The sequence below is a fragment of the Conexibacter sp. JCM 18997 genome (assembly GCF_055391915.1).
In genome coordinates this window covers 4,087,535-4,107,706 of sequence record NZ_AP043885.1, presented here as the reverse complement: position 1 = coordinate 4,107,706, position 20,172 = coordinate 4,087,535, and the positions used below count along the sequence as shown (strand labels likewise).

At 72.6% G+C, this 20,172-nt stretch carries 22 protein-coding genes and 1 tRNA gene; 18 read left to right on the top strand and 5 right to left on the bottom strand.

From position 1 onward, the window contains the following. Positions 1-68 precede the first annotated feature (68 nt). From ACZ5UI_RS20695 to ACZ5UI_RS20660, 8 genes are all read left to right on the top strand, one after another. Entirely contained in the window at positions 69-827 is a 759-nt protein-coding gene (locus ACZ5UI_RS20695) for a ParA family protein (RefSeq protein WP_464190527.1), read from the top strand. Then, positions 820-1,740, top strand: a complete 921-nt coding sequence (locus tag ACZ5UI_RS20690) for a ParB/RepB/Spo0J family partition protein (protein ID WP_464190525.1) — start codon at positions 820-822, stop codon at positions 1,738-1,740. The genes ACZ5UI_RS20695 and ACZ5UI_RS20690 overlap by 8 nt, the downstream gene beginning before the upstream one ends. Positions 1,741-1,774: 34 nt before the next feature. Then, a tRNA-Ile gene (locus tag ACZ5UI_RS20685) sits at positions 1,775-1,848 on the top strand. Between the two features lie 42 nt (positions 1,849-1,890). Continuing rightward, positions 1,891-3,729 (top strand): glycoside hydrolase family 97 protein, encoded by a 1,839-nt coding sequence (locus ACZ5UI_RS20680; protein WP_464190523.1) that lies wholly within the window; start codon positions 1,891-1,893, stop codon positions 3,727-3,729. Positions 3,730-3,748: 19 nt separating this feature from the next. Beyond that, complete coding sequence (locus ACZ5UI_RS20675) at positions 3,749-4,366, top strand: HD domain-containing protein (RefSeq protein ID WP_464190521.1); 618 nt, start codon at positions 3,749-3,751, stop codon at positions 4,364-4,366. A 42-nt stretch (positions 4,367-4,408) separates the two neighbouring features. Beyond that, positions 4,409-5,392: an NAD-dependent epimerase/dehydratase family protein gene (locus ACZ5UI_RS20670; protein WP_464190519.1), complete on the top strand. Its 984-nt coding sequence runs from the start codon at positions 4,409-4,411 to the stop codon at positions 5,390-5,392. Positions 5,393-5,437: 45 nt separating this feature from the next. After that, complete coding sequence (locus ACZ5UI_RS20665) at positions 5,438-5,908, top strand: hypothetical protein (RefSeq protein WP_464190517.1); 471 nt, start codon at positions 5,438-5,440, stop codon at positions 5,906-5,908. Between the two features lie 98 nt (positions 5,909-6,006). Continuing rightward, the gene (locus tag ACZ5UI_RS20660) at positions 6,007-6,537 is read left to right on the top strand and encodes a hypothetical protein (protein WP_464190515.1); all 531 of its coding nucleotides are present in this window, start codon (positions 6,007-6,009) and stop codon (positions 6,535-6,537) included. On the opposite strand, the gene ACZ5UI_RS20655 is transcribed toward ACZ5UI_RS20660, so the two are convergent. Next, complete coding sequence (locus tag ACZ5UI_RS20655; RefSeq protein WP_464190513.1) at positions 6,534-6,917, bottom strand: hypothetical protein; 384 nt, start codon at positions 6,915-6,917, stop codon at positions 6,534-6,536. The two genes, ACZ5UI_RS20660 and ACZ5UI_RS20655, sit on opposite strands and share 4 nt — an antisense overlap. 88 nt (positions 6,918-7,005) lie before the next feature. Between ACZ5UI_RS20655 and ACZ5UI_RS20650 the strand changes: the two genes are divergently transcribed. After that, complete coding sequence (locus ACZ5UI_RS20650) at positions 7,006-7,464, top strand: nucleoside 2-deoxyribosyltransferase (protein WP_464190511.1); 459 nt, start codon at positions 7,006-7,008, stop codon at positions 7,462-7,464. A 159-nt stretch (positions 7,465-7,623) separates the two neighbouring features. Here ACZ5UI_RS20650 and ACZ5UI_RS20645 read toward each other — a convergent pair whose 3' ends face one another. Beyond that, on the bottom strand, positions 7,624-7,926 hold the full coding sequence (locus ACZ5UI_RS20645) for a DUF3817 domain-containing protein (RefSeq protein ID WP_464190509.1): 303 nt from the start codon (positions 7,924-7,926) through the stop codon (positions 7,624-7,626). A gap of 104 nt (positions 7,927-8,030) precedes the next feature. On the opposite strand from ACZ5UI_RS20645, the gene ACZ5UI_RS20640 reads away from it, so the two are divergent. Beyond that, complete coding sequence (locus ACZ5UI_RS20640) at positions 8,031-8,513, top strand: bifunctional nuclease family protein (protein ID WP_464197850.1); 483 nt, start codon at positions 8,031-8,033, stop codon at positions 8,511-8,513. A gap of 15 nt (positions 8,514-8,528) precedes the next feature. On the opposite strand, the gene ACZ5UI_RS20635 is transcribed toward ACZ5UI_RS20640, so the two are convergent. Both ACZ5UI_RS20635 and ACZ5UI_RS20630 read right to left on the bottom strand, forming a co-directional pair. Continuing rightward, positions 8,529-9,470 carry a D-alanine--D-alanine ligase family protein gene (locus ACZ5UI_RS20635; RefSeq protein ID WP_464190507.1) on the bottom strand — a complete coding sequence of 314 codons (942 nt, stop codon included), beginning with the start codon at positions 9,468-9,470 and terminating at the stop codon, positions 8,529-8,531. Further along, a complete protein-coding gene (locus ACZ5UI_RS20630) occupies positions 9,467-10,762 on the bottom strand; it encodes an aminotransferase-like domain-containing protein (RefSeq protein WP_464190505.1) in 1,296 nt (431 codons plus the stop codon). The genes ACZ5UI_RS20635 and ACZ5UI_RS20630 overlap by 4 nt, the downstream gene beginning before the upstream one ends. Before the next feature lie 139 nt (positions 10,763-10,901). Between ACZ5UI_RS20630 and ACZ5UI_RS20625 the strand changes: the two genes are divergently transcribed. Genes ACZ5UI_RS20625 through ACZ5UI_RS20605 form a run of 5 tightly spaced genes read left to right on the top strand, consistent with a single transcriptional unit; the run spans position 10,902 to position 16,768 of the window. Beyond that, positions 10,902-11,492: a DUF4126 family protein gene (locus ACZ5UI_RS20625; RefSeq protein ID WP_464190503.1), complete on the top strand. Its 591-nt coding sequence runs from the start codon at positions 10,902-10,904 to the stop codon at positions 11,490-11,492. 17 nt (positions 11,493-11,509) lie between these two features. Next, a complete protein-coding gene (locus ACZ5UI_RS20620) occupies positions 11,510-12,967 on the top strand; it encodes an alkaline phosphatase family protein (protein ID WP_464190501.1) in 1,458 nt (485 codons plus the stop codon). Continuing rightward, positions 12,964-13,812, top strand: coding sequence for an alpha/beta hydrolase (locus tag ACZ5UI_RS20615; RefSeq protein WP_464190499.1), 849 nt, complete (start codon positions 12,964-12,966; stop codon positions 13,810-13,812). Before ACZ5UI_RS20620 ends, ACZ5UI_RS20615 begins: the two co-directional genes overlap by 4 nt. A 26-nt stretch (positions 13,813-13,838) precedes the next feature. Then, positions 13,839-15,602: a hypothetical protein gene (locus ACZ5UI_RS20610; RefSeq protein WP_464190497.1), complete on the top strand. Its 1,764-nt coding sequence runs from the start codon at positions 13,839-13,841 to the stop codon at positions 15,600-15,602. Further along, positions 15,599-16,768: a hypothetical protein gene (locus tag ACZ5UI_RS20605; RefSeq protein WP_464190495.1), complete on the top strand. Its 1,170-nt coding sequence runs from the start codon at positions 15,599-15,601 to the stop codon at positions 16,766-16,768. The genes ACZ5UI_RS20610 and ACZ5UI_RS20605 overlap by 4 nt, the downstream gene beginning before the upstream one ends. On the opposite strand, the gene ACZ5UI_RS20600 is transcribed toward ACZ5UI_RS20605, so the two are convergent. Beyond that, a complete protein-coding gene (locus ACZ5UI_RS20600) occupies positions 16,689-17,483 on the bottom strand; it encodes a TIGR00282 family metallophosphoesterase (protein ID WP_464190493.1) in 795 nt (264 codons plus the stop codon). The two genes, ACZ5UI_RS20605 and ACZ5UI_RS20600, sit on opposite strands and share 80 nt — an antisense overlap. Before the next feature lie 39 nt (positions 17,484-17,522). Here ACZ5UI_RS20600 and ACZ5UI_RS20595 point away from each other — a divergent pair, with 39 nt between their 5' ends. From ACZ5UI_RS20595 to ACZ5UI_RS20585, 3 genes are read left to right on the top strand one after another with little or no spacing between them, the layout of a single operon-like run. Continuing rightward, positions 17,523-18,221 carry an ABC transporter ATP-binding protein gene (locus tag ACZ5UI_RS20595; RefSeq protein WP_464190491.1) on the top strand — a complete coding sequence of 233 codons (699 nt, stop codon included), beginning with the start codon at positions 17,523-17,525 and terminating at the stop codon, positions 18,219-18,221. After that, positions 18,221-19,564: an ABC transporter permease gene (locus ACZ5UI_RS20590; RefSeq protein ID WP_464190489.1), complete on the top strand. Its 1,344-nt coding sequence runs from the start codon at positions 18,221-18,223 to the stop codon at positions 19,562-19,564. Before ACZ5UI_RS20595 ends, ACZ5UI_RS20590 begins: the two co-directional genes overlap by 1 nt. A gap of 2 nt (positions 19,565-19,566) precedes the next feature. Then, positions 19,567-20,127 (top strand): GNAT family N-acetyltransferase, encoded by a 561-nt coding sequence (locus ACZ5UI_RS20585; protein WP_464190487.1) that lies wholly within the window; start codon positions 19,567-19,569, stop codon positions 20,125-20,127. Positions 20,128-20,172 lie beyond the last annotated feature (45 nt).

Here is a 20,172-nt window from a genome sequence, read left to right as displayed (position 1 = left end):
GTTCGCGAACGAACGGTTCGCGACAGGCCCCGGCGCCGACCGAGCAGGCCGGTACCGTGGACACGTCTATGGGCGAGATCTACGCGGTGGCCAACCAGAAGGGCGGTGTCGGGAAGACCACGACCGCGGTCAACCTGGCCGCGTGCATGGCCGAAGCCGGCTATCCGTCGCTGCTGGTCGACATCGATCCGCAGGCCAACGCCACGGTGGGGCTGGGGCTGGCCAAGGATCTCCAGCCCAGCATCTACGACGTGCTGGCCGGAAGCGCATCCGCCGAGGCGGCGCTGCACGAGACGAACATCCCGGGCCTGCACATGCTGCCCGCCAGCGCGGACCTGGCCGGCGCGAACATGGAGCTGCCGCGCCTGCAGGGCTCCGAGACGCGCCTGCGCGAGGCGCTGGCCCCGATCCGCGACCGCTTCGGCCTGATCCTGATCGACTGCCCGCCCTCGCTCGGGCCGCTGACCGTGAACGCGCTGGTCGCGGCCGATCGGGTGATCATCCCGGTGCAGACCGAGTACTTCGCGCTCGAGGGGCTGGCCGGCCTGCTGGACACGCTCACGCTGATCCAGCGCGAGCTGAACCCCAAGCTGACCGTCGGCGGCATGCTGCTGACGATGCACGACGGTCGCACGCGCCTGGCCCGCGACGTCGAGAGCGAGGTGCGCGAGCACTTCCCGTCGCTGGTCTTCGACACGGTCATCCCGCGCAACGTGCGCATCGGCGAGGCGCCGAGCTACGGCCGGCCGGTGATCCACCACGACCCGCACTGCGTCGGGGCCGACGCCTACTTCGAGCTGGCCAAGGAGGTCGCGGCCCGTGCCTGAGCGCGGGATGGGCCGGGGGCTCTCGGCGATCCTGTCGGTCAGCCCGCCGCCGCAGCCGGGGCCGGGAACCGCGGGCGCCGAGCAGGCCGGATCGGCGGCCGCCGACGAGCTGCGCGAGCTGCCCGTCGCGCTGATCTCGCCCAACCCCAAGCAGCCCCGCCGCCGCTTCGAGGACGAGCCCCTGCAGGCCCTGGCCGACTCGATGCGCGAGCGCGGCATCCTGCAGCCCGTGCTGGTCCGCCCGGTCGAGGGCGGGCGATTTGAGCTCGTGGCCGGCGAGCGCCGCTGGCGCGCCGCCCAGCTGGCCGAGCTCGAGCAGATCCCGGCGCTGATCCGCCCGCGCGACGACGCCGAGACGCTCGAGGCCGCGCTGATCGAGAACATGGCCCGCGAGGACCTCAACCCCGTCGAGGAGGCGCGCGCCTGCGCGGCGCTCGTCGAGGAGCTGGGGCTGACCCGCGAGGAGGTCGGCCGCCGCGTCGGGCGGTCGCGCGTCGCGGTGTCCAACCTGCTGCGCCTGCTGGACCTGCCCGACGAGGCGATCGAGCTGCTCGAGGCCGGGGACCTGAGCGAGGGCCACGGACGGGCTCTGCTGCTGGCCGAGGACCACGCCGATCGCCGCTCGCTGGCCCGCAGCGCCGCGGTCGAGGGCTGGTCGGTGCGCGTGCTCGAGACGCGCGCCCGCGAGGCCGCGCAGCGCGAGCGCCCCGGCGCGGCGACGTCGACACCCCGCCCCAGCGGACCGCGCGTGCATCCCGACCAGGCGGCCGCGGCCCGGGAGATCGCCGACGCGCTCAGCACGGCGCTCGGCCACGACGTCTACGTGCATCCCCACGGCGACGGGTACCGCGCCGAGCTGCGTCTGGACTCGCTCGACGACGCGCTCGAACTGGCCCGCACGATCACCGCCTGACCAGCCGTCGGCGCTCGCTATCATTCCCCGCCGCGGGCGATTAGCTCAGTCGGTTAGAGCGCTTCTCTGATAAGGAAGAGGTCCCAGGTTCGAATCCTGGATCGCCCATCACGAAAGCCCCGCCTGAGCGGGGCTTTCTGGTTCCTGCGCATGCGCCGCGCGTCGCTCATCTCCCTCGTCGTCGGACTGTCGGTGGCCGCCGCCGCGCAGGCCCAGGCCGCCCAGGTCGCGTCTCCCGACGGCCGCCTGGTCGCCCAGGTGACCGTGAGCCGCGGCGCGCCCGTGCTGAGCGCGCGCCTGGACGGCGCGCCGCTGCTGGCGCCCAGCCGTCTCGGGCTGCGCCTCCAGGGCACCGACCTGCGTTCCGGGCTGCGGCTGAGCGGCGTGCGTCGGGCCACCGTGGCCGAGCGCGTGCACACGGTCACCGGACCCCGGCAGGACCGCACGCTGCGGGCCCGGGATCTGATCCTCACGCTGCGCGGCCCGCGCACCCTGCGTCTGCGCGTGCGGGCGGCCGACGACGGTGTGGCCTACCGCTACGAGCTCCCCGGGAGCGCCACCACGCTGCTGGAGGAGCAGGGCGGGTTCGCGCCGGTGGGCGTCCGCGGCACCTGGAGCGCCGCGCACCGGCCCGACGGCGAGTCGCTGTGGCAGCCCCGCGCGCAACCGGTCGCGCTGCCCGCCGAGCTGCTGCGGGTCGGCCGCGGCGATCGCTACGCGCTGGTCACCGAGTCGGGCGTCGACGGGCGCAACGCCGCCGCCCGCCTGGTCCAGGACGGCGGGCTGATCCGCTTCGGCCTGGCGCCGCACGGCACCACCACGGCGGACGGGCCGGTCGAGGCCGGCCCGATCCTGCCCGTGCAGCTGGGTCGCGACTGGGCCAGCCCGTGGCGGCTGCTGATCGCCGGGACGCTGGCCGAGGTCAGCGGCTCCACGCTGGTGGCCGACCTCGCGGCGCCGCCGCGGGGCGACTTCTCCTGGGTCACGCCCGGCACCGCGGCCTGGTCGTGGTGGTCGGACAACGACTCGCCGGCGTCGCTGGAGCGCCAGCGCCAGTACGTCGACTTCGCCGCCGCGCACGGGTGGGAGTACGTGACCGTCGACGCGGGCTGGGACAAGCTCGGCGACGACATCGCCACGCTGTCGGCCTACGCCCGCGCGCGCGGCGTGCGCCTGATCGTGTGGTTCGCGCAGTGGCAGCTGGGGGACACGGCCGACCGCGCCCGCCAGCTGGACCGGCTGGCCGCGCTGGGGATCGCCGGCGTCAAGGTCGACTTCTTCGACGACGAGACGCAGCCGACGATGCAGCTGGTCGACGCGATCCTGCGCGACGCGGCCGCGCGGCGGCTCGTCGTCGACCTGCACGGGTTCACCGTGCCGCGCGGCCTGGAGCGGACCTGGCCCAACCTGCTCAGCTACGAGGGCGTGCGCGGCGCCGAGTACTACCCGCTGGCCGCGCGCGAGCCGGACCGCTTCGCCGCGCCCACCCCCGAGCACAACGCGATCCTCCCGTTCACGCGGGCGGTGGCCGGCCCGCAGGACATCACGCCGGTCACCTTCACCGCGCCCGGCCGCCGGACCAGCGACGCCCACGAGCTGGCGTTGGCGCTGCTGCTGCCCACCGGGCTGCTGCACCCGGCCGACTCGATCGAGGCCTACGCGGAGCGCCCGGCGGCCACCGCGGTGCTCGACGCGCTCCCGGTCACCTGGGACGCATCGCAGCTGATCGAGGGCGCGCCCGGTCGGGGGGCGACGGTGGCCCGTCGGCACGGCGACACCTGGTGGGTCGGGTCGATCACCGCGGGTCCGGCCCGCTCCGTGCGCGTCCCGTTGCGCTTCCTGGGCCCGGGGACCTGGCAGGCCCAGGTGACCGAGGACGCCGACGGACCGGACGTGGCCACGCGCACCGTGTCGGTCACGCGCGCGAGCACGCTCCTGCTGCCGGTGCCGGCCGATGGTGGGTTCGTCGTCCGGCTGGGCCACGGCTGAGGCTGCGACCATGGGGCGGGTGCCCGGACGCCCGCATGACCTCACGCTGGACGACCACGGCCGCGCGCGGCTGGACTTCCTGGTCACCGCGCACGGCCTGACGATGATCGAGCGGGTCAACCGCCTGGTCGACGGCTCGCGCTCGGAGACCAGCGCCGAGCACTCCTGGCATCTGGCGCTGACCGCGGTGGTCCTGGCGCCCGAGCACGCGCCGGACGTTGACCTCGAGGAGGTGCTGATCATGCTGCTGGTCCACGACATCGTCGAGGTCGACGCGGGCGACGTCCCGATCTACGACACCGCCGCCCGTGAGGCGATCGAGGCGGTCGAGCGGGCCGCGGCCGAGCGGCTGTTCGGCCTGCTGCCCACGGAGCAGGGCGCTCGCCTGCGCGCCGCGTGGAACACCTTCGAGGAGGCCGAGACGCCCGAGGCGCGCTTCGCCCGGGCCATCGACCGCATGCAGCCGATGCTGCTGCACTGGGCGGGCGACGGCGACGCCTGGGCCGAGCGCGGCGTGACGGTGGCCCAGGAGCGCGCGTTCGTCGAGAACATCACGGCCTGGTGGCCGTCGCTGCGGCCGGTGGCCGAGGCGATCGTCGACGACGCGGTCACCCGCGGGATGCTGCGCGACGGGTGAGCCCTTTCATGGCGATCCGTCATACGTAATACTACGGCCATCATGCGCGTCCTCGTCACCGGCTCGGCGGGCCATCTCGGCGACGGCCTCGTCCGCGTGCTGCGCGGCGACGGCGCCGACGTGATCGGCCTGGACATCGTCGCCTCACCGACCACCGACGTCGTCGGCTCCGTGGCCGATCGCGCCGTCGTGCGCGAGGCGCTGACCGGCGTCGACGCGGTGCTCCACGCCGCGACGCTGCACAAGCCGCACGTGGCCAGCCACACCCGCCAGGACTTCGTCGACACGAACCTGACCGGCACGCTGACGCTCCTGGAGGAGGCGGTCGCCGCCGGCGTGGGGCGGTTCGTCTTCACCTCGACCACCAGCGCGTTCGGCCGCGCGCTGGTGCCGCCACCCGGCGCCCCGGCGACGTGGATCACCGAGGACGTCGCACCCAGGCCACGCAACATCTACGGCGCCACGAAGGTGGCCGCCGAGGACCTGTGCGAGCTGGTGCATCGCGACCACGGCCTGCCCGTGCTGGTGCTGCGCACGTCGCGCTTCTTCCCCGAGGAGGACGACCGCGACGACGTTCGCGCCGCCTATCCGGCGGCCAACGCCAAGGTCAACGAGCTGCTCTACCGGCGCGCCGACCTCCAGGACATCGTCGCGGCCCACCGGCTCGCGCTCGAGCGCGCCCCCGAGCTCGGCTTCGGCCGCTTCATCATCAGCGCCACCACGCCGTTCACCCGCGAGGACCTCGCGGAGCTGCGCGTCGACGCGCCCGCCGTCGTGGCCCGCCGGTTCCCGGACTACCCGGAGCTGTACGAGCGCCTGGGCTGGTCGATGTTCCCGCAGATCGAGCGCGTCTACGACAACGCGCGGGCCCGCGAGCTGCTCGGGTGGGCGCCGCGCTGGGACTTCGCCACGGCGCTGCAGCGCCTGGGGCGGGGGGAGGACGCCTTCAGCGACCTGACCGCCGCGGTGGGCGCCAAGGGCTATCACGCGGTGGCCACCGGCGTGTACACCCGGCGCGACCGCTGAGATTCGGGCATCCTTGGCCCAACACCCCCGAGCGGGAGGCCAGCGATGACCGCAGTGTGGAGACGGACCTCGGTGCTGGGACTGCTGATGGCCGGCGTGCTGACGCTCAGCGCATGCGGCGGTGACGACGGCTCGTCGTCGACCGGCACGCAGTCCGCAGCGGCGGAGACCACGGCGACGGCGGCCGACAGCGGCGGCTTCTGCGCCGACTTCGCGGGCGTGGCCGACGCCATCGACGTCAAGCTGGACGCCGCCGACCCGTCGGGGTTGGGCGGGCTGTTCACCAAGGGCGCCGACGCGCTCAAGTCGGTCCAGCCGCCGGCCGAGATCGCCGACGCCTGGAAGCAGCTGACCGACTTCTACGAGCAGTTCGGCGTGGCCTTCGACAACATCGACCTCAACGACGCCGCGGGGCTGGACAAGGTCGGCGACGCGCTGAGCAAGCTCGAGGAGAACGCCAAGACCATCGCCGAGGCGTCGGAGTCGATCGGCACCTACGCGACCGAGCACTGCTAGCGCGCAGCCGGTTCACATCGGAGGTTCGTGGACCCTCCACGATGCGGACGGCGCGCGGCTGCGAGAGTCTCGCCCGAAAACCCACACAAGGAGGAAGCATGACCATCACGTGGCGGGGGCCGCTTCTGGTCTTCTCGCTGGTTGCCGTGCTCGTCTTCGCCGGCTGCGGCGGGGGCGACGACGACTCGAGCACCGGCTCGGCGAGCGCGACCCAGGCGGCGTCCACGGTCGACAGCGGGAGCGCGACGACCGAGGACACCGCCGAGGACTCGGGCGACGACTCGGGCGGCGGCGGTGACTTCTGCGAGGAGCTCAAGAGCATCGGCGAGGACCTTCAGGACCAGTCGGCCTCGTCGGATCCGGCCGCGCTGGGCGAGGCGTTCAGCCACCTGGCCGACGCGCTGAAGTCCGTGGATCCCCCGTCGGAGCTCTCCGATCAGTGGGCCACCCTGACCGACCTGTACTCGACGTTCGCCAAGGTCTTCGCGAACGCCGACTTCAGCGATCCCGAGTCGCTGGCCGGTCTGCAGGACGACCTCCAGCAGTTCCAGGACAAGCAGGACGAGATCGCGGACGCGACGACCGCGATGGCCAAGTACGCCGCCGACAACTGCGGCGGCGCCTTCTAGCGCAGCTGATCCGTCTCGGCCGTCGAGCGCGTCTGCTCGGCGGCCGCGGGCGGATCGCCGACGATCTCGCGGTCGCGCTCGAAGCGCCCGTCGTCGTCGGCCACGGGCAGGTCGTCGTCGGCCATGCCGCGCTCGTGCAGGTCGGCCCGCGACTCGTGCATGCCCGCCTCGGCGCGGGCCCGCTGGGCCTCACGCTCGGCTGCCGCGGCGCGGGCCCGCTGCGCCTCGGCCTCCTCGCGATGACGGTCCGCCGCCATGGTGCGCCGCTCGTCCATCCGGCGCTCGGCACCGCGCCGGCGCAGCTGCGGGGCCATCACCAGCAGCGCCAGAACCACCACGGCCACGATCACGACGATCGCCACGATCACTGCGGTACCCATCACGTTCCCCCTCTCGGAACGATTGCCTGCCGTCTGCGCTACCCGGCCGGCGGCGACGCCAAGCCGCCGGATCGGCGAGCATGTGCGCATGCTCCGCTGCTACGTCGCCAGCCCGCTCGGCTTCTCCGACGCCGGCCGGCACTACTACAACGCGGTCTACCTACCGGCGCTGCGCGAGGTCGTCGACGTGATCGACCCGTGGGCGATGATCGACCCGCAGGAGTGGATCGACGCGGCCGCGTCCGTCAGCCGGATGGGCGAGCTGGCCGCCGAGGTGGGCGCGCGCAACGTCGCGGCGATCCGCTCGGCCGACCTGGTCGCCGCCAACCTCGACGGGCAGGAGGTCGACTCCGGCACCGCTTCGGAGATCGGCTTCGCGGCCGGCGTCGGCGTGCGCACCTTCGGGCTGCGCACCGACCTGCGCCAGTCCGGTGAGGTCGGCGTCCACGTCAACCTGCAGGTCGAGGCGTTCATCGTGGCCAGCGGCGGCCGCATCGTGGGGTCGCTGGACGAGCTGGTCGAGGCGCTGCGCGCCGCGTCGACCTAGTGCCCTGAGTCAGAAATTCGCCCGCATCTGGCGGCGCCGGAATCGTGTCTGCCGGCACCCGCCATCACCACCCGTACCACCAGTACGACAGGTGATGGCGATCACCGGCAGACCCGCCCCGGCATCCACCAGCTGCACACGAATTGCCGACTCACGACACTAGGCGGGCTGCTCGTTCAGCCGGCGGCGGAGGATGACCTCGCCGATCAGCGAGCCGGGCGGGCCGAGGGTGACGATCGTCACGATCAGGAACCACCAGCCCCACAGCTTCTCCAGGCAGCCGATGCCGATCAGCACGCACAGGAGGATGAAGCCGCCGCCGTGGACGGGCCCGAGGATGCTGACGATGCCGTCGCGGTCGCTGAACGCGGCCCACAACAGGACGACGAGGGCGACGGCGTCGATGATGGCCACCCAGGTGACCCAGTTGAGGCGTCGGCGGATGGTTTCTCGGTTGTCCATGGAGGCCGCACCCTAGTGACCGGCGGGCGCCCGGCGCCCCACTGACCCGGCGCTATCCTCGATTGCAGTGCGCCCGGCAACCGAGGAGCCCTGACGTGCAGGAGATGGTGATCTACGGCGTGAGCTTTGACATGGTCGGCAAGCAGCCGATCGTGTTGCTGAAGGCCGTCGACTCGAACAAGTTCCTGCCCATCTGGATCGGGCACCCTGAGGCCGCCGCGATCCTGATGAAGCTGCAGGGCGCGTCGACGCCCCGGCCGATGACGCACGACCTCCTGTGCGACATGCTCGGCGAGCTCGACGTGAAGTGCACGCAGGTCTCCGTGACGGAGCTGCGCGAGAACACGTTCTTCGCGTCGATCACGCTCAACGTGAACGGCCGCGAGCTGGAGATCGACTCGCGCCCGTCCGACGCGCTGGCGCTCGCGGTGCGCTCCGGCGCGCCGATCTTCGCGGCCGAAGATGTGATCGCCGAGTCGGCGATCGAGTTCGAGCACGACGTCGAGGACACCGAAGAGGTCGTCGAGAAGTTCAAGGACTTCCTCGACCAGGTCACGCCCGAGGACTTCGCCGCGGGCGAGCAGTAGCCGGGCGGACCGCGATCAGGCGGTGACGCTGGGGAGCGCGAGCTCCACCAGTCGGGCGACCAGCTCGTCGAAGCCGATCCCGGCCTCGTCGGCGGCCTGGGGCAGCAGCGACGTGTCGGTCAGCCCCGGCACGGCGTTGACCTCGAGCACGCACAGCTCGCCGGTGACCGAGTCGCGCATCAGGTCGACGCGGGCGAAGCCGCGGCAGCCGAACAGCGACCACGCCTCCAGCGCGAGCTGCTGCGCCCGCGCGGTCTCCTCGTCGCTCAGCGCGGCCGGGCACAGGAACGTCGTGCGGCCGATCTCGTAGCGCGCCTCGAAGTCGTAGAAGTCCTCGTCGTTGGGGACCGCCTCGACCACCGGCAGCGCGCGCCCGTCGACCACCGACACGGCAAGGTCGTGCCCGGCGACGTGCTTCTCGAGCAGGACCTTGCGGTCGTAGGAGAACGCGGCGACCAGCGCGCCCGGCACCTGCGTGGCCGAGGAGGCGAACTTGATGCCCAGCGCCGACCCGCCGCGCGCGGGCTTGACGACGATCGGGAAGGCCAGGCGCTCCTCGATGGCCGGCAGCGCCTCGGCGGCGCCCAGCTCGCGGAAGGCGGTCTCGCTGAACGCGTAGAAGTCGGGCGTCGGGATGCCGCCGTCGATCATCAGGTGCTTGGCCAGGACCTTGTCCCAGCAGCGGGCGCAGGCGGAGGGCCCCGACCCGGTGTAGGGGATCCCCAGCACCTCGAGCAGCTCCTGGACGGTGCCGTCCTCGCCCTCGCGCCCGTGCAGGGCGATGAAGGCGACGTCGGGCTCCAGCTCGCGCAGCCGGCGCACGAGGTCGCCGCGCACGTCGATGCCCGTCACGTCGTGGCCGAGACGCTGCAGTGCGTCCTCGACGCGGGCGCCCGAGCGCAGCGACACCTGGCGCTCCAGCGAGCGACCGCCCTTGAGCACCGCGACGCGGCTCATCGGGAGCCTCGGGCGCGTCCGTCGTCGGGATCGCGGCGGGGCAGCTGGAACACGTCGGCCAGCGGCTCGCTCGACGGTTCGTCCCGACCGGACTGCACCACGTCGGCGGCGGCCGGGGCGTGGCCGGTGAGCGTGCCGTACAGGGCGATCTGCTCGCGGATGACCTTGCCGATGCGCCGCACGCCCTCGCGGATCTCGTCCTCGCTGACGCCCGAGAAGTTCAGGCGCATCGACGATCCGCCGCGGCCGTCGAGGTAGGCGCCGCGGCCGGGGACGAAGGCGACGTCGTCGTCGAGCGCGCGCACCAGCAGGTCGCTGGTGTCGATGTAGTCGGGCAGCGTGGCCCACAGGAACAGGCCGCCCTGCGGATGCGTCCACGTCGCCTCGGGGCCGAAGAACTCGGCCAGCGCGTCGAGCATCACGTCGCGCCGGCGGCGGTAGATCTCCTTGTAGGTCTCCAGCTGCTGCTTCCACAGGCCGGTGCGGAAGTAGTAGGAGATGAACATCTGCGACAGCGACGACGAGCACAGGTCGGCGGCCTGCTTGCCGATGTTCAGCTTCTGGAAGACCGGCCCGGGGGCGACGGCCCAGCCGACGCGCAGGCCGGCGGCCAGGATCTTGGAGAACGTGCCCAGGTAGATGACGAAGTCGCCGCCGTCGAGCTCGTACAGCGTGGGCAGCGGCTCGCCCTCGTAGCGCAGCAGGCCGTACGGGTTGTCCTCGACGATCAGCAGCTCGTGCTCGCGGGCCACCTCGACCAGGCGCTTGCGCCGGGGCAGCGACATCGTCACGCCGCCCGGGTTGTGGAAGGTGGGCACCGTGTAGATGAACTTCGGGCGCTTGCCGTCGCCCTTCAGGCGCTCGAGCGTCTCCTCCAGCTCGTCGATGCGCATGCCGTCGGCATCCATCGCGATCTGGACGACGTCGGCCTCGAAGGAGCCGAAGCAGGGCACCGCGCCGGGGTAGGTGGGCGCCTCGGCGATCACCACGTCGCCGGGATCGACCAGCGTGCGGCAGACCAGGTCGATGGCCTGCTGGCCGCCGGAGGTGACCAGGATGTCGTCGACCTCGAGGTTGTGGATGTTCTCGGCGGCCATCACCTCGACGATCGCCGCGCGCACGTCGTCGATGCCCTCGGTCGGCCCGTACTGCAGCGCGCGCACCGAGTCCTCGGCCGCCACCTGGGAGACGATCTTGGCCAGCAGCTCGGCCGGGAAGGCGCTCACGTCGGGCAGGCCGCCGGCCAGGGAGATCACCTGCGGCTGCGCCGTGAGCGCCATCAGGTCGCGCATGGCAGAGCTACGCGTACTCATCGCACGCGAGGAGAAGAGCCCTGCATAACGCTCGAGATCGCGGGCCGAGCGGGAACCTGTCGGTGGACGTGAAGACATGACGCGGGGGCCGCCGGGTAGCTTGACGGTACCGAACCCGATGCGTCTCTTCCTCGACATCTGCACCGGCGCCGGACTTTCTGCTTCGGCCGGCGTCCGCCCGTTCCTGCCCGCACTGGTCACCGGCGCGCTCGCCGCCGGCGACGTGACGATCGACTTCGAGGGCACGGACTTCGCCTTCCTGGAGGGCTTCCCGTTCCTGTTGGCGGTCCTCGTGGCCATGCTCGCGGTGGTGTTCATCCAGCGCCGCTACGGCGCGGAGGCGGTTGAGTCGGGCCCCGTGGGCGCGGCGGTGGCCGGCATCGCGATCGGCTTCGGCGCCCTGTACTTCTCGGCCGCGCTGGCCGACCACACGAGCACCTGGTGGCCGGGCATCCCCGCCGGCGCCGCCTGCGCGCTGCTGGGCCAGCTGGCCTCGCGCTCGCTGTTCTCCCGGGTCCGCGCCCGCGTCGACCAGGCGGTCAAGGAAGCGCTCGTCGTCTACCAGGACGCGGCCTCGCTGGTCGGCGCCGCCCTGGCGATCCTCGTCCCGCCCGTCTCGATCATCATCCTGGCCTTCCTGGGCTGGCTGCTGATCGGCGGCCGGCGCCGCGCCGGCGAGAAGTACGCCGGGCTGCGCATCCTTCGCTGAGGGAGGTGGGCGGGGCGATGTCCGCAAAGAAGCTCGTTCTCTCGGTGATCGACGGCTGCAAGCCGTCGATGATGGAGCGGGCGATCGCCACCGGCCGCGCGCCCGCGCTGGCCGCGATCCTCCAGCGCGGCGTCTACGTCGACGACCTGGTCGCCGCCTTCCCGTCGGTCACGCCGGTGTGCGCCGCGTCGATCGCCACGGGCACCGGGCCCGACCAGCACCACATCCCGTCGATGAACTGGTACTCCCGCGAAGAGCAGCGCTACGTCGAGTACGGCTCCAGCTTCAGCGCGTCGCGGCGCTTCGGCATCACCCGCCAGCTGACCGACACCGTCTACAACATGAACGGGCACCACCTGTCGCCCAACGTGCAGACCGTCTTCGAGACGCTCGACGACGCCGACATCCGCACCGCCGGCACCACGTACCTGATGTACCGCGGCCGCCACCGCCACGAGGTGGCCAAGGACAACCTGCTGTCGCGGGCCGCCGGCGCGCTGTTCCGCCATCCGGTGCTCGGGCCCCGCGAGCTGTTCTACGCCGACATCTTCTCCAGCCGCAAGACCCCGTGCCGCTCCCAGTTGGGGATGCCGGGCGTGCGCGACAAGCACACCGGCTGCGTGGCCGAGTTCATGGTCAAGGAGGACCTGTTCGACTTCCTCCTGCTCTCGCTGCCCGACAACGACGCCTACTCGCACAAGCACGGACCGCACGCCCAGGTCGAGTCGATCGCCGCCGCCGACCGCCAGATGGTGCGGATGATGGACGCCGCGGGCGGCATCGACGCGTTCCTGGACGAGCACGCGGTGATCGTCTGCGCCGACCACTCGCACGCGGGGGTCGAGCGCGTGACCGAGTTGCACGAGGCCTTCTCGGACTACACGATCCTGCACCCGTCGACCGACAACGCCGACGAGGCGGAGATCGCCGTGTGCCCGGCGCAGCGCTCGGCCGGCATCTACGCGCTGGTCGAGGAGGGCCGCGGCGCGCTGCTGCCCCGGATCGTCCGCACGGCCCGCCAGACGCCGGGCGTCGACCTGACGATGTGGCGCACCTCCAGCGGCGAGGGCGCGATCGCCGCCGCGATCGGCGAGCTGCGCTTCTCGCCCGGCACCGACGTGGCCGACCGCCGCGGCGAGCGCTGGTCGGTCGAGGGCGACCTGGACGTGATCGGCGCGCGTGTCGAGGATGGCCGGTTGATCAGCGCCGCCTACCCCGACGCGCTCGGGCGCGCCTGGGCCGCGCTGACCGCCCCGACCTCCGGTGACGTGCTGCTCAGCGCCGCGCCCGGCTACGAGTTCGCCGACTGGGGCGGCCAGGCGCACGTCGGCGGCGGCAGCCACGGCTCGCTGCACGCGTCCGACTCGCTGGGCGTGATGGCCTGGTGCGGCACCGGCCCGGACACGCGCGAGGCGCGCGACGAGTGGGGCCTGCGCGACATCGCCCCGATGGTCGTCGGGCACTTCGGCCTGTGACGCGCGCGCTCGTCGCCGTGTTGGTCGCGCTGGCGCTGCTGCCCGCCGCCGCCCAGGCCGGTGTCACCGTGCGCAGCGCGATCCCGTACGGCAGCGGCCAGACCGCGGCCGGATCGACGCCGCTCCTGCTCGACGTCTACGCGCCCAGTGGGAAGCGTGCCCGGCAGCCGCGGCCGGTCGTCGTCCTGATTCACGGCGGCGGCTTCACGAAGCAGTCACGCACCGACGAGGGCATCGTGCGCACCGCGCGCGGGCTGGCCGGCGAGGGGATCGTCGCGGTCTCGATCGACTACCGCCTGCTCGGCCAGGCGCCCGTGCCCTCGGCGCGCGTGGCGCCCTTGGTCGCCGCGTTGCCGGACAGCGCGTTGCGCCCGGCGGTCGCCGCCGCGGCCGACGACACGCTGACGGCGCTGGACTACCTGCGCGCCCACGCCCGGCAGCTGCACATCGACCTGGACCGCGTCGGGCTGGTCGGCTCGTCGGCCGGCGCGATCACCGCCGACCAGATCGCCTACGCGTTCGACGACCTGGGCATCGCGGTGCCCAAGGTGCGCTTCGTGGCCAGCCTGTGGGGCGGGATCCTGGTGCCGCCGGGCGCCGCCCAGCTGGGCCCGGGCGAGCCGGCGCTGTTCGCGGTGCACGGCGACGCGGACCCGACCGTGCCGGTCACGCTGGACGACGATCTCGTGGCCCGGGCCCGGGCGCAGGGGGTGCGCGTCGTCTACCACCGGATTCCCGGCGGCGTCCACGGCTACGACGGATCGCAGTTCTTCACGGCGAAGGTGGTGGGCGAGCAGACGCCCTACGACCGGCTGCTGCTCTTCGCCAAGCAGCAGCTCCGCTGAGCGCCACCTCGTCTACGCTGGCGGCGATGGCGCAACGCTGGACGTGGCTGCTCGCGACCGTCGTCGCGCTCACGCTGGCCGCTCCCGCTGCCGGTGCGACGAGCTCCGCGTCGACGCCCGGCTCGACCACCGCCGCCCCGGTGCCCGGGATCGGCACCGGCGTGCCGACGATCTCCACCGCGCTGGATCCCAACGCGCTCACGCGACCGTCCTCGCTGGACGAGAAGCCGCCGCTGCACCAGCTCACCGGGCGCGAGGCCCAGAAGATCGCCGAGGCGGTCCCGAAGGTCGTCAAGGAGCGCAGCAAGCACGGCGACGACACGACCGTCGACGTGTTCCAGAAGGGCGCGTCGCGCTGGCAGATCTCCTTCTACGACGGCGAGCATCACGAGATCGCCCAGGTCCTGATCGACGACGCCACGGGCACGGTGACCGAGGCGTGGACCGGCCCGCAGGTGGCCTGGACGATGGCCCGCGGCTACCCGGGCGCGTTCGGGCGCAAGGCGGCCGCCGCGTACGTGTGGATCCCGCTGCTGGTCCTGTTCTTCCTGCCGTTCTTCGACTGGCGCCACCCCTTGCGCATGCGCCACCTCGATCTGCTGGCGCTCTGCTCGCTGTCGATCTCGCTGGCCTTCTTCAGCCACGGCAACCTGGCCTGGTCGGTGCCGACGACCTACCCGCCGCTGCTCTACCTGCTGGGCCGATTGCTGTGGATCGGGCTGCGCCGGCGCGACGTCAGGCCGACGCGGGGCTTCCTGCTCGTGCCGGTGACCTGGCTGGCCATCGCCACCGTGTTCCTGGTCGGCTTCCGCATCGGTCTCAACGTGACGGACTCCAACGTCATCGACGTGGGCTACTCGGGCGTGATCGGGGCCGACAAGATCAGCCACGGCACCGACCTGTACGGCAACTGGCCCAAGGACAACGAGCACGGCGACACCTACGGGCCGGTCAACTACCTCGTCTACGTGCCCTTCGAGCAGATCTGGCCCTGGCACGGGACCTGGGACGACCTGCCCGCCGCACACGGCGCCGCCGTCCTCTTCGACCTGCTGTGCCTGGGCGGGCTGTTCCTCCTCGGCCGCCGATTGCGTGGCCCGACGCTCGGCGTCGTGCTGGCCTACGCGTGGGCCTCGTTCCCGTTCACGCTGTTCGCGCTGGCCACGAACTCCAACGACTCCCTGGTCGCCGCGTTCCTGATCGGTGCCTTGCTCGTGGCCACCAGCGCGCCCGCGCGCGGCGTGTTCGCGGCGCTGGCCGGCCTGACGAAGTTCGCGCCGCTGGCGCTGGCGCCGTTGCTGGCCACGCACGGCACGGCGGGCAGACCGCTGCGCGAACGCGTGCGCTCGACCGCGTGGTTCGTGCTGGCCTTCGCCGTGACCGCGGGGATCGTGATGCTGCCGATCTGGCTGCAGGGGGACTTCCGCACCGTGTGGGACAGCACGCTGGGCTTCCAGCTGGATCGGGGCGCGCCGTTCTCCGTGTGGGGCTACTACGGCGGCCTGGGCGGGCTGCAGCTGGCCGTCCAGATCGGCACGGTGCTGTTCGCGCTGGCCGCCGCGCTGATCCCGCGGCGCCCGGACGTGATCGGCCTGGCGGCCATCGGCGGCGTCATCCTGCTGCTCCTGCAGCTGGGCACGACGTACTGGTTCTACCTCTACATCGTGTGGGTGATCCCGTTCGCGTTCGTGGCCATCTTCGGCCGCGACGCCGAGCCCACCGACCTCGACGAGCCGCCGGTCGCGCCGCCGCCACCGTCCGTGGCCGAGCCCCAACCCGCGCTCGCGTGATCGCCGGCGCGCTCCTTCGCGCGCTGACGCTGGTCGCCGTCTTCGCGCTGGCCACGACGGTCGGACCGACGAGCGACACGACGGTCAACGACCTCTACGTCTACTCGGTCTACCACGACCTCCTGGCCCAGGGCTACGCGCCGTTCAGCGGCTTCGGCTTCGAGTATCCGCCGCTCGCGCTGTACCCGATCGCCCTGGCCGGCGGGAGCGCGTGGAAGCTGGGGATCGGCATGCTCGCCTGCCTGCTGGTCACGCAGTGGTGCTGCGAGCGCCTGGCCGGCCCGAAGGCGGGCTGGCTGATGGCGGCCACGCCGCTGCTGCTGGGGGCGATGGTGCGCACGCACTTCGACGCGCTGCCGGCCGCGCTGACCCTGCTGGCCATGGTCGCCTTCGCCCGCGAGCACCCGCGGGCCGGGTTCGCGCTGCTGGCCTTCGGCGGGATGGTCAAGCTGTGGCCGCTGATCCTCGTGCCCGTGGCCATCGTCTGGCTGGTCGCCCGGGGCCAGCGGATGCCGGCGCTGCAGGGGGCGGCGATCGTCGCGGCGATCTGCCTCCTGGTGCTGGCCCCGTTCCCCTTCAGCGGACTGCGTGACGTCGTGCGCTTCCACCAGGAGCGCCCCGTGCAGATCGAGTCGACGCCCGCGACCGTGCTGTGGCTGGCCGACGACTCCTACGTGACCGGCGACCCGGTGCGCCCGGATCGCTTCAAGTCCAACGGCCTGGACGGCGGTCCGGCGGGCCTGGTCTCGGTGCTGTTCACGATCGCCGAGGTGCTGGCCATCCTGGGTGCCGCCGCGCTGGCTGCGCGCCGGCGCGACGCCCAGCACCTGGTGCTGTGCTGCTTTCTGGCCGCGATCGCCTTCGTCGCGCTGGGCAAGGTCCTGTCGCCGCAGTACCTGGTGTGGCTGACGCCGTTCGCGGCCGTGGCCTGGGCCTGGGGGGCCCGCTGGCCCGCGGCGCTGATCGCCGCCGCCTGCGTGTTCACCCAGCTGGAGTTCCCGCGGCGCTACTTCGACCTGGTCGCGGGCGACTCGACGACCTTCGCGATCGTCGGGATCCGCAACGCGCTGCTGGTGGCCGCGGCGATCAGCCTGGCCGCAGCACTGGCTCGATCGCCGTCGCCCGGGCGGGTGCCGTCCGCTGCGCCGTCACCAGCACGCCCATGAGCCACGGGTCGTCCTCGGAGGTCTCGAAGCGCACGGGCAGCTGCGACTTCATCGACTCGATCGCCTGCTCCTTCTTGACGCCGATCACGCCGCCGCGCGGGCCGGTCATGCCCACGTCGGTGATGTAGGCGGTCCCGCCGGGGAGCACGCGCGCGTCGTTGGTGGGCACGTGCGTGTGCGTGCCCACGACCGCGGTCACCCGCCCGTCGAGGTACCAGCCCAGGCCGACCTTCTCGCTGGTCGCCTCGGCGTGCACGTCGACCAGGATGTGGTCGACGCGGCCGCGCAGCTCGGTCAGGGCGGCGTCGGCCTCCTGGAACATCGGCCGGCCGGCCTGCACGAACAGGTTGCCCGACAGGTTCACCACGCCCAGGCGCAGGCCGTCGCGCTCGACGACGGTGACGCCGCGGCCCGGGTGGGACTTCAGGTAGTTGGCCGGGCGCACGATGCGCGGCTCGCGATCGAGGTAGGGGAAGATCTCGCGCCGCTTGTAGGCGTGGTTGCCCAGGGTGATCGCGTCGACGTCGTTCTCCAGCAGCTCGTCGGCGATCTTCGGCGTGATCCCCAGGCCGCCGGCGCTGTTCTCGCCGTTGACCACGACGAACGTCGGCTGCAGCTCCTCGCGCAGTCCGGGCAGCAGGCTCAGCAGCGTGCGTCGGCCCAGGCCGCCGACCACGTCGCCGATGAAGAGGATGCGGATCTCGTCGTCGCTCACTGGGCTTGATCATCGCAGTGCGGCTATAGGGTCCCCGCCGTGGCAGCGGTGGCGACAGGAGTGACGAAGCGCTTCGGCGAACGGGTGGCGCTTCGTGCGGTCGACGTCGAGGTCGAGGCCGGCGAGCTGCTGGCCATCATCGGGCCCAACGGCGCGGGCAAGACGACGCTGCTGTCGATCCTGGCCGGGATCCTCGCGCCCGACGCCGGCCAGCTCGGCCGCCCGGCCCGCGAGATCGGCTGGGTGCCGCAGCAGGCGGCGGTCTACGGGAAGCTGTCCGTGCGGGAGAACCTGAAGCTGTTCGCGCGGCTGGAGAAGGTCCCCGATCCCGACGCGGTCGTCGGGCGGATGCTGGAGCAGACCGGCCTGGCCGACCGCGCCGACGACGAGCTGGGCACGCTGTCGGGCGGCAACCGCCAGCGCGTGAACATCGCCGTCGGCCTGCTCGCCGATCCCCCGGTGCTGCTGCTGGACGAGCCCTCCAGCTCGCTGGACCCGCGTCAGCGCGAGCGCCTGTGGGAGTTCGTGGCCGCGCGGGCCCAGGCCAACGGCACCGCGGTGATCTTCACCACGCACAACGTCGCCGAGGCCGAGCGCTGGGCCGACCGGGTGCTGGTGCTGGCCGACGGCGAGGTGATCTTCACGGGCACGCCCGCGGATCTGCGCGCCGCGGAGAGCTCGGTCTCCGAGGACTTCGAGGGCGCCTTCGTGCGCTTCCTGCGGGAGCGGGGTCATTGATGAGCGCCATCCGCTGGCTGTTCGTCAAGGACCTGCAGATCCTGCGGCGCTCCAAGCTGCTGGTCGCGCTGCTGGTCATCTACCCGATCGCCATCGCGCTGCTGATCGGCGTCGCCCTGTCGCGCGGGCCCGACAAGCCGAAGGTCGCGTTCCTCAACGAGGTCGGCCTGGGCCAGTCGGTCACGAACATCGGCGGCGAGGACGTCGACTTCGCCAAGTACGCCGACCAGTTCTTCGGGGCGATCGACCCGGTCCGGGTCAAGAATCGCGAGCAGGCGATCGAGAAGGTCAAGGACGGCGAGGCGCTGGCCGCCCTGATCATCCCGGCCGACACCGTCGACAAGCTCAACGGCGGGCTCGGGCAGGCCCAGATCGAGGTCCTCTACAACGGCGACGCGATCAAGCAGTCGTTCGTGCAGTCGACGATCGAGGCGGAGCTGGCCAAGGCCAACGCGGCGCTGTCGGCCAAGATCCGCGACGTCGCCGTCGAGGACCTGAAGGTGCTCACCCAGGGCGGCAAGATCACCACGCCGCTGGGCGCGCAGGACCTGCTGGGCCTGAAGGCGGCCAAGGAGCGATTGCAGCAGGCGCTGGACGAGCTCCCCGCCGACTCACCGGCCCGCTCGGGCCTGGAGGCGGTCGACGACTTCGCCGGCCAGGCGCTGATCGGCCTGGAGTTCGCGACCCCCGCGCTCAACGCCGTCAGCCAACCGGTGACGGTCAAGGAGACCGTGCTGAGCGGCAACCGCACGGCGCTGGACGACTTCGCGGTCGTGCTCGCCGTCGCCGTCTCCCTGCTGTTCATCTCCGTCCTGCTGGCCAGCGGCGTGCTCGCGCTCGAACGCGAGGAGCAGGCCTACGGCCGCCTGGTGCGCGGGCTGGTCAGCAAGACCGGGCTGCTGGCCGAGAAGGTCGTGCTCGCCGCCGTGTGCTCGGCCGTGGTCGCGTTGGTGATGCTGTGCGGCATCGGGGCGCTGACCGGGGTGGAGTGGAGTCGGATCGGCCAGTGGGTCGCGGCGCTGGCCGCGGGCGCGCTGGGCTGCAGCGCGCTGGGGGTGGCGATCGGGGCTCTGGCCCGCGAGGTGCGGGCCGCCTCGCTGCTCGGGCTCCTGCTGGCGCTGCCGCTGGCCTTCCTGGCGCTCGTGCCCGCCGGCGCCGTCTCCACCGGGCTGTACGACGTGATCCGCGTGGTCAGCGCGGCGTTCCCGTTCAAGCCGACGCTGCAGGCGCTCGACGCCGCGGTCAACGGGTCCGACCCGGGGCTGCTGGTGCCGGTGCTGCACCTGCTCGGCCTGGCGCTGGCCTTCGGCGCCCTGGCCCGCTTGGCCCTGCGACGATTCTGAGCATGCGGCTGCCCGAGCGGCTCGACGGCGACCAGGTGGCGATCCGCGCCTTCGGGCTGCGCGACGTCGACGAGCTGGTGGAGCTGCGCCGCCGCAACCGCGAGTTCAACACCCCGTTCGAGCCGCGCCGCTCCGACGGGTTCTTCACCGCGTCGGGCCAGCGCGCCGAGATCGTGCGCGACCGCGACGAGTGGGCGGCCGACCGCATGTACGCCTTCGCGGTGATCGAGCGGGCCACCGAGCGCATCCGCGGCCGCGTCGGGCTGGCCAACATCGTGCGCGGCGCGTGGGACAACGCCACGCTGGGCTACTTCGTCGACGAGGGCGTCAACGGGCGGGGCTTCGCCACCGAGGCGGTCGCGCTCGCGCTGGCCTTCGCGTTCGGCCCCGGGCGCCTGCACCGCGTGCAGGCCGCCGTCATGCCCCACAACGAGCGCTCGGCCCGGGTGCTGGCCAAGAACGGCTTCCGGCGCGAGGGCTTCGCGCCGCGCTACCTGCGCCTGGCCGGCGGCTGGCGCGACCACGACCTGTTCGCGATCACCGCGGAGGAGTACGCGCCGTAGGCCGAGCCTGGACGTGACGGACGGCTCGCCGACCGTGGCGGCGCG

What these genes read in the sequence shown, in the direction of transcription:
- ACZ5UI_RS20695 (WP_464190527.1), top strand. Translation starts at nt 69, where the DNA reads ATGGGCGAGATCTACGCGGTGGCCAACCAGAAGGGCGGTGTCGGGAAG.
- ACZ5UI_RS20680 (WP_464190523.1), top strand. Translation starts at nt 1,891, where the DNA reads ATGCGCCGCGCGTCGCTCATCTCCCTCGTCGTCGGACTGTCGGTGGCC.
- ACZ5UI_RS20670 (WP_464190519.1), top strand. Translation starts at nt 4,409, where the DNA reads ATGCGCGTCCTCGTCACCGGCTCGGCGGGCCATCTCGGCGACGGCCTC.
- ACZ5UI_RS20665 (WP_464190517.1), top strand. Translation starts at nt 5,438, where the DNA reads ATGACCGCAGTGTGGAGACGGACCTCGGTGCTGGGACTGCTGATGGCC.
- ACZ5UI_RS20660 (WP_464190515.1), top strand. Translation starts at nt 6,007, where the DNA reads ATGACCATCACGTGGCGGGGGCCGCTTCTGGTCTTCTCGCTGGTTGCC.
- ACZ5UI_RS20655 (WP_464190513.1), bottom strand. Translation starts at nt 6,917, where the DNA reads ATGGGTACCGCAGTGATCGTGGCGATCGTCGTGATCGTGGCCGTGGTG.
- ACZ5UI_RS20650 (WP_464190511.1), top strand. Translation starts at nt 7,006, where the DNA reads ATGCTCCGCTGCTACGTCGCCAGCCCGCTCGGCTTCTCCGACGCCGGC.
- ACZ5UI_RS20645 (WP_464190509.1), bottom strand. Translation starts at nt 7,926, where the DNA reads ATGGACAACCGAGAAACCATCCGCCGACGCCTCAACTGGGTCACCTGG.
- ACZ5UI_RS20640 (WP_464197850.1), top strand. Translation starts at nt 8,031, where the DNA reads ATGGTGATCTACGGCGTGAGCTTTGACATGGTCGGCAAGCAGCCGATC.
- ACZ5UI_RS20635 (WP_464190507.1), bottom strand. Translation starts at nt 9,470, where the DNA reads ATGAGCCGCGTCGCGGTGCTCAAGGGCGGTCGCTCGCTGGAGCGCCAG.
- ACZ5UI_RS20630 (WP_464190505.1), bottom strand. Translation starts at nt 10,762, where the DNA reads ATGCGCGACCTGATGGCGCTCACGGCGCAGCCGCAGGTGATCTCCCTG.
- ACZ5UI_RS20625 (WP_464190503.1), top strand. Translation starts at nt 10,902, where the DNA reads ATGCGTCTCTTCCTCGACATCTGCACCGGCGCCGGACTTTCTGCTTCG.
- ACZ5UI_RS20620 (WP_464190501.1), top strand. Translation starts at nt 11,510, where the DNA reads ATGTCCGCAAAGAAGCTCGTTCTCTCGGTGATCGACGGCTGCAAGCCG.
- ACZ5UI_RS20610 (WP_464190497.1), top strand. Translation starts at nt 13,839, where the DNA reads ATGGCGCAACGCTGGACGTGGCTGCTCGCGACCGTCGTCGCGCTCACG.
- ACZ5UI_RS20590 (WP_464190489.1), top strand. Translation starts at nt 18,221, where the DNA reads ATGAGCGCCATCCGCTGGCTGTTCGTCAAGGACCTGCAGATCCTGCGG.
- ACZ5UI_RS20585 (WP_464190487.1), top strand. Translation starts at nt 19,567, where the DNA reads ATGCGGCTGCCCGAGCGGCTCGACGGCGACCAGGTGGCGATCCGCGCC.